The following is a 12,094-nucleotide window of genomic DNA, read 5'->3' as shown; positions in this document are numbered from 1 at the left end:
CAGGCCATATGCATGCACCCCCGCAATGGGTGGTGTCAGAGGAGGCTATCGATGGCCTCGGACATTGCCTCGACGGAATTGTTCCCACTGTATTTTTCGCCATTGATGAAGAAACTCGGCGTGCCGTTTACGCCGAACTCTTCCGCCGCTTTGGTACGAACTGCATTCACATTGTCGAGAAGCTCCTGATTTTTCAAGCAGGCCTCGAAGCTCTCCTGTGTAAAACCCGCCAATTTGGCGATTTGCAGCAATTGCGGGCGCGGATCTTCCGCCCTGGCCCAGCTTGCCTGCTGTTTGAACAGCACATCAATCATCGGAAAATAGAACTGTTTGTCGGCACAGCGCGCCAGCATGGCGGCAGCATAGGCACGCGCATCCAGCGGAAATTCGCGGAAGATCAGCCTCGCCTTGCCGGTGTCGATGTATTTTTCCTTCAGTGCCGGATAAACCTGAGTGTGAAAATTCGCGCAGTGGGGACAGGTCATCGAGGCGTATTCGACGATGGTTACCGGCGCGTTTTCCTCACCGACCACCATTTCCTCAAGCGGGCCAGGCTCCAGGAGGCCGGAAAGATCCTGTGCTTGGGCACTGTGCAGGCTGCCGGAGGCAAACATTGAGGTTAGCGCAGCAAGGCTTGCAGTCGTTGCAAGAAAATGGCGGCGGTCGATTTTCATGGTCTCTCCGGTACTCGTGGTGCATTGAATCGGGGACGCGTTAGAGGCGCATTGTGACCCTTTTCGGACTTTTTTGCCGGTTCGGCAAGCCGCCTTGGCAACACGCCGTTCAACACTCTGTGCACACTATTCAATGCACACTGTTCTGTGCACATTGGGTCATGACCTAATCTGGCATCAGGCACGTGAACCGGCGCTGAATGGTCTATTCAGCGGGTGTTGCGGCGTTTGGCAATCACCCCGCGTCCGAAGCGTGCCAGGCTTTCGCGCAGTCCGTCATTGCCGATCTCGTCCAGAACCTCGGCAAGGCGCCGGCTTTCCTCTTCGGTCAGCTCCGGTTTCCTGCGGTGTTTGGCAGGGGCAGGCTTGCCGACCGGCTTTTGCACAAGCCGGATGCGGCCGACGGCTCCATAACCGAAGAATCGGTTGAGGCGGTCCATGAGTTCCGGCATGGCATGCTGGATGAACAGCGCGCGATGGCCCTCGCAGGCCAGTACCAGCGTTGCCGGCTCAAAGGGTTCGTCATCACCGCCCTGGCGCGGCCAGAGGATTTTTTCCGGCAGGGTGAACGGCGCATAATCGGGACCGGCGATGTCATCCCAGCCGGCAATGAGATCGAGCGTCATGCCGGTACGGCGCGCCAGGGTATCCGACAGGATACCCGGCACCAGCTCCGCAATCTGTCTGGCTGCCGCCTTTTTCATGGCCGGTCCGATCCGCTTTCAAACGTTCGCATTCAAATACCCGGTGGCAAAACACCTGCCGGCTTTGCTATGGGTTGGATGCCGACAGCGGCAACATCCACCAATGGATAACCCCAAACCATGGCTTTACCGGCAAGTTCTCCCTTGCACTCTCATAGCGCAAATGCGGCGGATGAAAAACCACAGGCACCGGCTTTCGCCGAAGCCCTGCTTGCCTGGTACGACCGGCATGCACGCGCATTGCCCTGGCGCATTCCACCGGCAAAGTCGAAATCCGGCGTTAATCCCGACCCCTACCATGTGTGGCTGTCGGAAATCATGCTGCAGCAGACGCAGATTGCCACGGTTCGCAGTTACTATGAGAAGTTCCTTGCCAAATGGCCCGCAATTGAAGACCTGGTGGCAGCGGAAACCGAAGATGTGATGAAGGCCTGGGCGGGCCTTGGTTATTACTCACGGGCACGCAACCTGAAGAAATGCGCGGACATGGTGGTCACCACGCTTGGCGGCCAATTTCCGCAAACTGCCGGCGAACTGCGCCAATTGCCGGGAATTGGCGAGTATACCGCTGCGGCGGTGGCGGCCATCGCATTCCGGCAGGCCGTTGCCGTGATCGATGGCAATGTGGAGCGGGTCATCGCCCGCCAGCATCGCATCGTCACGCCGCTGCCAGCCGCCAAGCGGGAAATCCGCAAACAGCTCGAACCGCTCGTTCCCTCCGGGCGGCCTGGCGATTTTGCCCAGGCGATGATGGATCTGGGCGCCACGCTTTGCACGCCGAAAAACCCTGCCTGCGGCCTTTGTCCCGTTTCCGGTAGCTGCGAGGGCTTTAAAGCGGGCGATGCCGAAACGTTTCCGCGCAAGGCACCAAAGGCAGAAAAACCGACCCGGCAAGGAGCGGCATTTGTCATTCGAAACAGTCATGGTTCTGTCTTTTTGATCCGGCGGCCAGAACACGGGCTTTTGGGTGGAATGAGCGCACTGCCGGGAACCGGCTGGTCGGCCGGAAGCGACGGGCTGACCGGCAGGCAGGCCCTGCCCTTTGCCGGCAATTGGCACAAGGCAGGCAGCGTGCGCCACACTTTTACGCATTTTCACCTGCAGCTTGAGGTCTGGGAAACCGGAATGGATGGCGATCCCCCTTCGAAGGCCGATGGGCCAAGCTGAAAGATCTGTCCGGCGAAGCCCTGCCCACGATCATGAAAAAGGCGATTTCAGCCGCGCTTCCCGATGTGTTCAGCCAATAAGAGGCTTTGCCCTATGACCTGCATCCGTCACATCGTTTTCGATATCGGCAAGGTTTTGCTGCACTGGGATCCCGAGCACATTTATCTCGAACGAATACCCGATGCCGGCAAACGGCGCTGGTTTCTTGAAAACGTGTGTTCGCAAAGCTGGAACCTTGATCGCGATCTGGGCGTCAGTTTTGCAGACGGGGAAGCAGAGCTGATCGCCCAACATCCCGGTGAGGCAGACAATATCCGCGCTTACTTCGCGGAATGGCCCAAATGCATCCCCCATGTGATTTCCGGCGTTCCGGAAATCATGGCCGGCTTCATTGATGCGGGCCATGATGTGACCCTGCTGACGAATTTCTCAGCCGAGACCTTTCCGCTCGCCGTTGAGAAGTATCCCTTTCTGGCCAGTGCCCGAGGCGCCACGGTTTCCGGAGAGGTTGGCATCATCAAGCCCGACCCGAAAATCTACCGCCTGCATGAAACGCGCTTTGCCCTTTCTGCGCAGGAAACGCTGTACATCGATGACAGCGCGGCCAACATCGACGCTGCCTGCCGCCATGGCTGGCACGGCATCGTTTTCAGCAACGCAAAGCAGTTGCGGACTGAACTTGCCGCATTTGACCTTGTCTAACGCAAAAGGCCCTGCGGATTGTGCAGGGCCTTTTGCGGGCTCAATAAGAGCCTTGCCTGGTTCAGGGGCAAATCTTCTCAGGCGCCGGCAGTCAGCACCTCTTTGCGGTAGCGCTGGCGCAGGTCGTCGATCTGTTTCCACTGCCTGCCATCCTTGTAGTGCCAGAATGTCCAGCCATTGCAGGCATCGAGTTCCTGCACCCGGGCGCCCAAGCGGTGGATCGAGGCAGTCTCGCCATCCTTTTCGAGCGAGCCGTCGACGCGCACGGTTGCCTTCCAGCGCTTCTTGACGTCGGTCAGAACCGTTCCAGCCTTCAGATAGCCGCTCTCAATGAGGGCGCCAAAGGCAACGCGCGGCTCTGCCCTTTTGCCGGTGGTCACCGCCAGTGTCGGTTTGTCGATGGCTTTCACCGCATCGATGCGCGCAAGGGCTGCGTCGATATAGGTCTGCTCGCGCTCAATGCCGACGAAATGACGGCCCAGCCGCTTGGCAACCGCGCCGGTTGTTCCGCTGCCGAAGAACGGATCAAGCACCACGTCGCCGGGTTTGGTTGACGACATCAGCACGCGGTGCAGCAGGGCTTCGGGCTTTTGGGTGGGGTGAACCTTGTCGCCGTTCTCATCCTTGAGCCGTTCATGGCCGGTGCAGATCGGGAACAGCCAGTCGGAGCGCATCTGCACTTCGTCATTGGCCATCTTCATGGCTTCGTAATTGAAAGTGTAGCCCTTGGCCTTCTGATCGCGTGAGGCCCAGATCATGGTCTCATGGGCATTGGTAAAACGGCGGCCGCGGAAGTTCGGCATCGGATTCGTCTTGCGCCAGATGACATCGTTGAGCACCCAGAAGCCCAGATCCTGCAGCGTCGTGCCGACTCGGAAAATGTTGTGATAGGAGCCGATGACCCAGATCGTTCCCGTGGGCTTTAAAACGCGCCGGGCAGCCAGCAGCCAGGCACGGGAAAAGGCATCGTAGGCGGCAAAATCGGAGAACTTGTCCCAATCATCGTCGACCGCGGCGACCTTCGACTGGTCGGGGCGATGCAAATTGCCCTCAAGCTGCAGGTTATAGGGGGGATCGGCGAAGATCACATCGACGGATTGTGCCGGCAATTTCTCAAGCGCGGCGACGCAATCCCCCTTGATGATGGAATTCAGCCAGGCAGGAGCATTTTTCTGCTTCCTGCCGGCAGGTGCGGCGACGGGCATGTCGGCCAGACTCAATACACTCATGGCAAATCCAAACGCAGTACTTCTCACTGCGCGCCATGGTTACCCAACACGGTTAAGGAAGGGTTGAAGGAATGTCCAAAATGCCGGATCGGCCGTCACCGGCGTTTATCAGGGTGTATCGTAGGGGCCTTCATCATAGCCGACATAGACCACGACGTTCTTCGATTCCGGTTTTGGAATGGAGACGTTATTGTCGACAAAGGAAAACGTGCCGTTGAGCTTGCCAGGCAGAATTTCCGCCGGAATCTGGTGCAACTGGCTGTAAAGCACGTTTTCGCCCTGGGTTACCGCGACCCGAAGCGGCATGGTGAAGGAGCCCGGCTCGCCCGACGGACCGCTCAGAAAACGGCCGCGCACCCCAACGCGTATGTTGAGGAAGGTTCCTGCCGAATTGCACTCACGCGCAACCTCGCTGATGGTCGCCCGGAATTTCAGCTGCGAGGAGGCACCCTCATCGCCTTTTTTTACCCCTTCGGGATAAATGTCATAGGTTTCGGTACCGGCCCGCAGAACGGTTTGCGGGCAAAAGGCGCGCGGGTCCTGAATTTCATCAATGGCCGGTGCGCCGCCGGATTGTCCGCTATTGGCAACATCCAGCGTGTTTTCAACCTTGTTTGTTCCGGCTGAATTACAGGCTGCAAGCAGACCTGCCAGCACGAGTGCGGCAGCCTTTGCAGCACCACGGTTTTTCCTGTGTTTCCCCGTCATCATGTTACGCATTACCCGCCATTCAGATCGATTTTGCAGCGGATAATCCCTCCGCCTTCAACTTCCAAACACATTTTTGCCGGCCGTGGCAATTGCACTGCGGCGGCACGGCGGCTTCTATATCAGCTTGGCGGCAAAAATGCGAAGCATCCAGGCAAATTCGTTCGAATTCGGCCCACCTCCCAGGCTTGGCTTTTTTCCGGCCATTCTTGCGCTGGCAATGAAGCGGCGCTACAAGCCTGCGGCGTTGACAGGCCTGCCCGCATGCCGCTTCAGGCGGTAATCTGCAAATCAGTTCAGCCGGTGACATCATGCAATTTGTCAGTACGCGTGGAAACGCTCCCACCCTTGGATTTTGCGATGTGCTTTTGCAGGGGCTTGCCCGGGACGGCGGGCTTTACCTGCCGGTTGAATGGCCTCAACTCGATGAAGGCACCATCGCCGGTTTCGCCAACCGGCCATATGCTGAAACCGCCAAAACGGTGCTTGCGCCCTTCATTGGCGAAGAAATTGCCAGCGATGTCTTCTCAACGATGGTGGATGAGGCCTACGCCACTTTCCGCCATGATGCGGTAACACCACTGGTGCAACTGGCGCCCAATCATTTCGTTCTGGAACTGTTTCACGGACCGACCATGGCGTTCAAGGACGTGGCGATGCAGCTTCTGGCGCGCATGATGGACCATGTTCTGGAACAGCGAGGCGAGCGCGCCACCATCATTGGCGCCACTTCCGGCGACACGGGTGGGGCTGCCATTGAAGCCTTTCGCGGCCGCTCCAACATCGACATGTTCATTCTGTTTCCCGACGGGCGCGTATCCGATGTTCAGCGCCGCCAGATGACCACCGTGGACGATCCGGCGGTGCACCCGCTGGCTGTGAAAGGCAATTTCGACGATTGCCAGGCACTGGTCAAAGCGCTGTTCAACGATCCGAAATTCCGTGATGAGGTCAGCCTTTCCGGGGTCAATTCGATCAACTGGGCGCGCATCATGGCGCAGATTGTCTACTATTTCACCGCCGCAACCACGCTTGGCGGCCCTGAGCGGAAACCCTCCTTCTGTGTTCCAACCGGCAATTTCGGCGATATTTTCGCCGGCTATGCGGCAAGGCGGATGGGGCTTGCCATCGGCGAATTGATCATTGCAACCAACACCAACGACATTTTGACCCGGTTCATGGCAACCGGACGCTACGAGGCACAGGGCGTAACCGCCACCGCATCCCCTTCAATGGACATCGAGGTCTCGTCCAATTTCGAACGCCTGCTGTTTGAAGCTTCAGGCCGCGACAGCGACGCCGTCAATGGGTGGATGGAAAGCCTTAAACAATCCGGCTCGTTTGAAGTGCCGGCGCCGGTGCTGGAAACCATTCGAAGCGGCTTTTCGGCAGGAAGGTGCGGTGAAACGGATACGGCCGCCGAGATTGCCCGCACGCTGGAGGCAACCGGCTATCTGCTCGATCCGCACACGGCTGTCGGCCTCAAGGTTGCCCGGGAAAGGGAAGAAAGCGGCGAGGCCCTGATCACGCTGGGAACCGCACACCCGGCGAAGTTTCCCGACGCGGTGGAAGCAGCCTGCGGCGTTCGCCCTGCACTGCCGGGCTGGCAAATGCATCTCATGGACGGCGAGGAGCGCTTTGCGGTCATTGAAAACGACGAAGCCGGCTTAAAGGCGCTGATGAGAGAGACCATCGCTGCCACCGCCTGATGAGGCGTTGCCAGCGGGTGTCAAAGATTCCGGTTGGCAAATAAATCTCACAAATCTATGGTGCGCGGGGCTTGCAGGGGGCGCTGCAGCGTTTGAACAAAACAGACTTTCCGCAAAGCACAAAAGTCTGAATATAAAAACGAAATCAACGGATTAGGCCATTTTCCCGTTTCCGGCGAAACGAAAATGGTCAAGAAACGGTCATATGACGGTTGAAGTTACCAAGATCGGGAACGGGCTCACCGTAGCCCTTCATCACATGCCGCATCTTGAAACGGTTGCCTTCGGCACTTGGGTCAAGGCAGGCGCCCGCGACGAAGCGGTTGACGAACACGGCATTGCCCATCTGCTGGAGCACATGGCATTCAAGGGCACGAAGACCCGCAATGCGCGGCAAATCGTCGAACAAATCGAGGATGTCGGCGGCGACATCAACGCTGCCACCAGCGTCGAGACAACGGCCTATCACGCCCGGATGATGGCTTCCGACATCGACCTTGGACTGGAAGTGCTGCAGGACATATTGCAGAACTCGGTGTTCGACGAGAAGGAAATGGTGCGCGAAAAGCACGTTATCCTGCAGGAGATCGGGGCTGCAAACGATCAGCCGGACGACCTCGTCTTTGATCTGTTTCAGGACGCCGCCTTTGGCGGACAGGCAATCGGGCGGCCCATTCTGGGGACCAGGGAAACCGTTCGGGGGTTTACCCGTGACGACCTGCAATCCTATCTCGACACCCACTATCGCGCGCCCAACATGGTGGTTTCGGTCGCCGGCAAGATTGACAGTCCACGCGTGCTTTCGATGATCGAAAGCCTGTATGCGGACTATTCCCCGAAGCTGGCGAAAAAGCCGAAAGACGCCTTCTATGTGGGCGGCCAGCAACTGGTCGAACGCGATATCGCGGAGACACAGATTATCCTCGGATTTGAGGGCCGCGCCTATCAGGCGCGCGATTTTTATGCCTCGCAATTGCTGTCGACGATCCTGGGCGGCGGCATGTCCTCGCGGCTGTTTCAGGAAGTGCGCGAGAAATACGGCTACTGCTATTCGATCTTTTCCTTCAACTGGAATTTTTCAGACACCGGGGTGTTCGGCGTCGCCGCAGCGACGGAAGAAGAAGACCTTCCCAAACTGCTCCCGGTCATCCTGGATGAACTGCTGCGCGCAACCGAGCACATTTCCCAGGAAGAAGTCGATCGCGCACGCGCTCAGATAAAGGCCGGATTGATGATGAGCATGGAAAGCCCTGCCACCCGTGCAGGCGCCCATGCACGCCAGCTCCTGCTGTTCGGCAGAACAATCCCCAATGAGGAACTGATCGAGCGGCTTGAAGCCATTTCGCCGGCTCGCCTGCGTGAACTGGCAGGGCAATTGTTCACCGAAAGCGCACCGACGATTGCCGCTGTGGGAAAAACCGCCCATGTGATGGATCAGGAATCCATTGCCGGAAAACTCGGCTCCACCGCTGCCTTGCGCAGCGCTGCGGAGTAGACTACCGCAAGGCCAGGAAGGCCCGCGCGCCCGAATAATCGCCCCGAATAATCGCTTTGGCGGCGGCGCGGCTCGGGCTATAACGCCGCAAGCAGGCGGGACAAGGCAATTATCGTTGAAGGACTTGATGCAAAACCGGCACTTGCAAAGCCACTTGCAGCACGCTGCTCGCATGTCCGTTGCTGCCTTGCTGCTGAGCATGGCAGCGCTGCTGTCGGTCCTTTTATGGGCAGCGCCGGCACAGGCTCTCGAGCCGGTCAGCGTTACCAAGGACCTCAACGCCATCGATATATCGAATACCGGCACCTGGCATCGCGATATCGACGGCAGCCTGAAAATCTCCACCGCACCTGACCGGGACGGAATCGTGCGCCGGGTCGAGATCCGGCCAAGGGAATCGGGGCGCGGGTCGAACTGGTATGTTTTTGCACTTGCAAACGACTCCAGCGAGCAGATCGACCGGCTGATCGTCGCGCCGCACTACCGGCTGGTGGGCGCCGGCCTTGTGTGGCCCGACCTCGATTCAAAGCGTATTGTGGCCATTACCCCGAGCGAGGGCTTTTCCCTCGAGGCGGTTGAAGACCGCGAAGCCGATGTCTTTCTGATCACCCTCAACCCGGGGGCGGTCATCACGCTGATTGCGGAGATGAAGACAGACCGTTTTCCCCAACTGGTCCTTTGGGAGCTCAATGCCTACAAGGATGCAGTCAACAGCCTGACCCTGTACCGGGGCATCGTGCTTGGCATTTCCGGCCTGCTGGCGATGTTCCTGACCATCCTGTTCATGGTCAAGGGTACGGCCATCTTCCCGGCGACCGCCGCGCTTGCCTGGGGCGTGCTGGCCTATGTGTGTGTCGATTTCGGTTTTTGGGACCGTGTGGTTGCCATTACCCAGACCAGTGAACCTTACTGGCGGGCCGCCACCGAGGTCTTTCTGGCCTTCTCCATCCTGCTGTTCCTGTATTCCTATCTGCGGCTGAACCGCTGGAGCCGCAAATTCACTTTCGCGGTTTCAGGATGGCTGCTGGCGCTTGGCGCCCTGGCAGGTTTTGTACTGTTTGACCCGGCAATGGCTGCTGGCCTCGCTCGGTTTTCCTTTGCTGCCACCATCGCTGCGGCTGGCGGGGTAATGGTTTGGCTTGCATTCAAACGGGATGACCGGGCGATCATGCTGGTGCCGACCTGGCTGCTTTGTGTCGCCTGGCTGGTGGGCGGCTGGATGACGGTGACCGGCCAGGTTTCCAACGACATCATTCAGCCAGCACTGGGGGGCGGACTGGTTCTGATCGTGCTGCTGATCGCGTTCACCATCATGCAGAACGCTTTTTCAGGCGGTGCCCTTGCCCAGGGTCTGGTCAGCAATTCGGAACGCCAAAGCCTGGCCCTGCTGGGGGCCGGTGACATTCTGTGGGACTGGGACACCCAGCGTGACAGCGTGACGACCGGAGAGGGGTTGAGCGACATTCTCGGCATCGATGCCAAACGGATCGACGGCAATCTGCAGAAAATGCACAACCTCATTCACCCCAATGACCGCGAACGCTTCCAGGCAACGCTTGACAGTGTGCTGGAGCACAAACGCGGCCAGATCGCCCAATCCTTCCGCCTATGCGCCGAAGACGGCCATTATCACTGGTTCCGGCTGAAAGCCCGCCCGATGCTGGGCGCACAAGGCAATGTCATCCGCTGTATCGGAACGCTCACGGACATCACCGATGCCAAGAAATCCGAAATCCGGCTGCTGCAGGATGCGGTACGGGACAATCTTACCGGGCTGGAAAACCGCGAATTGTTCATCAACCGCCTCGACATGGTGGTGCAGATGGCCCGGCGCGGAATCGACCTGCGCCCCTCGGTTTTCCACGTCAACATCGACCGGTTCCGCGAAATCAACCGCTCGGTTGGCTTTTCAGCAGGCGATACGCTGTTGCTGACGGTGGCCAGACGGCTGGCAAAACTGCTTAACGCAGGCGACTCGATTGCCCGCATTGGCGGCGATCAATTTGCCATCCTGTTGTTGTCGGAGAGTGAGCCTGACCGGATCGCCGGATTTGCCGACACCGTTCGCAAGACGCTCAATGCGCCGGTAACCTTCGGCGAGGAAACGCTGCAGCTGACCGCATCCATCGGCATTTCCACCTGGACCAAGGATCTTGAAGACTGCGAAACGATGATGCGGGACGCCGAACTTGCCATGCTCCATGCCAAGCGTCTGGGCGGCAACCGGATCGAACCGTTCCGCCCCGCATTCCGCACCAGCAAGGACAACAGCGTGATCCTTGCAGAAGATTTGCGCGAGGCAATCAGCAACCGGGAAATCTCGGTCTCCTATCAGCCCATCGTGCAACTGAGCGATAACGCCACCGTCGGCTTTGAGGCGCTGGTGCGCTGGAATCACCCCAAGCTTGGTCTGGTTTCACCGTCTGATTTCATTCCGGCTGCCGAGCGCTCCGGCATGATCCAGCCACTGGGCCTCTACGTGCTGTTGCAGGCCATCACGGACTTCAAGCGTATCCACGATGAAAATCCCGGGTTTCAACCCTTTGTCAGCGTCAACGTTTCCAGCAGGGAATTGCTGCGCGAGGATTTCACCAACTCCATCGAGGAAACGCTTTCTGAAACCGGTTTTTCGCCCGAGCACCTGAAGATCGAAATTACCGAAACCATGGTGATGGAAAACCCGGAACATTCCCGCCAGGTACTGGCCCGGCTGCGCGGCCTGGGCGTCGGCCTTTCCATCGACGATTTCGGTACCGGCTATTCAAGCCTGTCCTATCTGACGCGCTTTCCCTTCGATACGCTCAAGATCGACAGCAGTTTCCTGCAGACCCGCAACCGCAAGGAACGCACCGTCGTGCTGCGCTCGATCATTGCCATGGCGCACGGTCTCAACCAATCCCTGGTGGCCGAGGGCGTTGAACACCGGGAAGATGTCGAGGAGTTGCAGGAGCTTGGCTGCGAGTTCGCACAGGGCTTTTTCTTCGGCCCTGCCATCACGGCGGACGAAGTCAGCGAGTTGATCAGCGAGGACGTCAAACTCGCCGGTCAGTAAGGTACTTTCCGGATACCTCAGGCGTGGCCGGTGTCGGCGGACAGCAGGGCCGGATCGATGCCCATTGCCCCCATCACACGGTTGTATTTGGTATCGTTGTGTCCGCCGAAGATAATCTCCGGATCGGCCTGGGTGACAAGCCAGCCGTTTGACGCGATCTCCTCCTCGAGCTGACCTGCCGACCAGCCCGAATAACCGAGTGCCACCAGATGGCGGTCAGGACCCTTGTTGGTGGCAATGGCCCGCAGGATTTCGAGCGTCGCGGTAAGGCAGACCTCCGCATTGACGTCGATGGTGGACTGGGTGTGAAAATCCGGGGAATGGAGGACAAACCCGCGGCCCGGCTCAACTGGCCCGCCCATGTGCAGCGACTTTGCCTTGAGGCTGTCGCGCAGGATCGTTCTCTCGCTGTCTGTGACGATGCCAAGTTTGGCCATGAAGTCCGCCATTCCCGGCTCTGCAAGGGGGCGGTTTACGACAAACCCCATCGCTCCCTCGTCGGAATGGGCGCAGACAAACACCACAGTGTTTTCAAAGCGGGCATCGCCCATGCGCGGCATGGCAACGAGAAAACGTCCTTCAAGACTGGATTGTGTCATTGCCCTATCCCCCACCGCGGGACCGATTGCAGCCCGCCAGGACTGCTTCGCCTGC

General features: G+C 58.7%; 9 protein-coding genes and 1 pseudogene. 5 read left to right on the top strand and 5 right to left on the bottom strand.

Annotated elements, in window-relative coordinates; translation table 11 throughout:
• Positions 1–35: 35 nt before the first annotated feature.
• Both BVL55_RS03735 and BVL55_RS03730 read right to left on the bottom strand, forming a co-directional pair.
• The gene (locus BVL55_RS03735) at positions 36–674 is read right to left on the bottom strand and encodes a DsbA family protein (protein ID WP_075995790.1); all 639 of its coding nucleotides are present in this window, start codon (positions 672–674) and stop codon (positions 36–38) included.
• Between the two features lie 209 nt (positions 675–883).
• The gene (locus tag BVL55_RS03730; RefSeq protein ID WP_075995789.1) at positions 884–1,378 is read right to left on the bottom strand and encodes a DUF721 domain-containing protein; all 495 of its coding nucleotides are present in this window, start codon (positions 1,376–1,378) and stop codon (positions 884–886) included.
• A 120-nt stretch (positions 1,379–1,498) separates the two neighbouring features.
• Between BVL55_RS03730 and mutY the strand changes: the two are divergent.
• Positions 1,499–2,625, top strand: a pseudogene (gene mutY, locus BVL55_RS03725) (A/G-specific adenine glycosylase).
• Between the two features lie 13 nt (positions 2,626–2,638).
• Positions 2,639–3,247, top strand: coding sequence for an HAD family hydrolase (locus tag BVL55_RS03720; RefSeq protein WP_075995788.1), 609 nt, complete (start codon positions 2,639–2,641; stop codon positions 3,245–3,247).
• Between the two features lie 77 nt (positions 3,248–3,324).
• Here BVL55_RS03720 and BVL55_RS03715 read toward each other — a convergent pair whose 3' ends face one another.
• Both BVL55_RS03715 and BVL55_RS03710 read right to left on the bottom strand, forming a co-directional pair.
• Positions 3,325–4,476 (bottom strand): site-specific DNA-methyltransferase, encoded by a 1,152-nt coding sequence (locus BVL55_RS03715; protein ID WP_075995787.1) that lies wholly within the window; start codon positions 4,474–4,476, stop codon positions 3,325–3,327.
• Positions 4,477–4,584: 108 nt separating this feature from the next.
• Positions 4,585–5,184, bottom strand: coding sequence for a hypothetical protein (locus tag BVL55_RS03710; RefSeq protein ID WP_205410838.1), 600 nt, complete (start codon positions 5,182–5,184; stop codon positions 4,585–4,587).
• Positions 5,185–5,495: 311 nt separating this feature from the next.
• Here BVL55_RS03710 and thrC point away from each other — a divergent pair, with 311 nt between their 5' ends.
• The 3 genes from thrC (at position 5,496) to BVL55_RS03690 (ending at position 11,440) form a co-directional block, all read left to right on the top strand.
• Positions 5,496–6,893: a threonine synthase gene (thrC, locus tag BVL55_RS03700; RefSeq protein ID WP_075995784.1), complete on the top strand. Its 1,398-nt coding sequence runs from the start codon at positions 5,496–5,498 to the stop codon at positions 6,891–6,893.
• A 205-nt stretch (positions 6,894–7,098) separates the two neighbouring features.
• The gene (locus BVL55_RS03695; RefSeq protein WP_075995783.1) at positions 7,099–8,388 is read left to right on the top strand and encodes a M16 family metallopeptidase; all 1,290 of its coding nucleotides are present in this window, start codon (positions 7,099–7,101) and stop codon (positions 8,386–8,388) included.
• Positions 8,389–8,560: 172 nt separating this feature from the next.
• Entirely contained in the window at positions 8,561–11,440 is a 2,880-nt protein-coding gene (locus tag BVL55_RS03690; protein ID WP_075995782.1) for an EAL domain-containing protein, read from the top strand.
• A gap of 17 nt (positions 11,441–11,457) precedes the next feature.
• On the opposite strand, the gene BVL55_RS03685 is transcribed toward BVL55_RS03690, so the two are convergent.
• The gene (locus BVL55_RS03685) at positions 11,458–12,039 is read right to left on the bottom strand and encodes a YqgE/AlgH family protein (RefSeq protein ID WP_075995781.1); all 582 of its coding nucleotides are present in this window, start codon (positions 12,037–12,039) and stop codon (positions 11,458–11,460) included.
• Positions 12,040–12,094 lie beyond the last annotated feature (55 nt).

Source organism: Salaquimonas pukyongi, from assembly GCF_001953055.1.
Classification (GTDB): domain Bacteria; phylum Pseudomonadota; class Alphaproteobacteria; order Rhizobiales; family Rhizobiaceae; genus Salaquimonas; species Salaquimonas pukyongi.
This window is presented reverse-complemented; position numbering and strand designations above follow the sequence as displayed.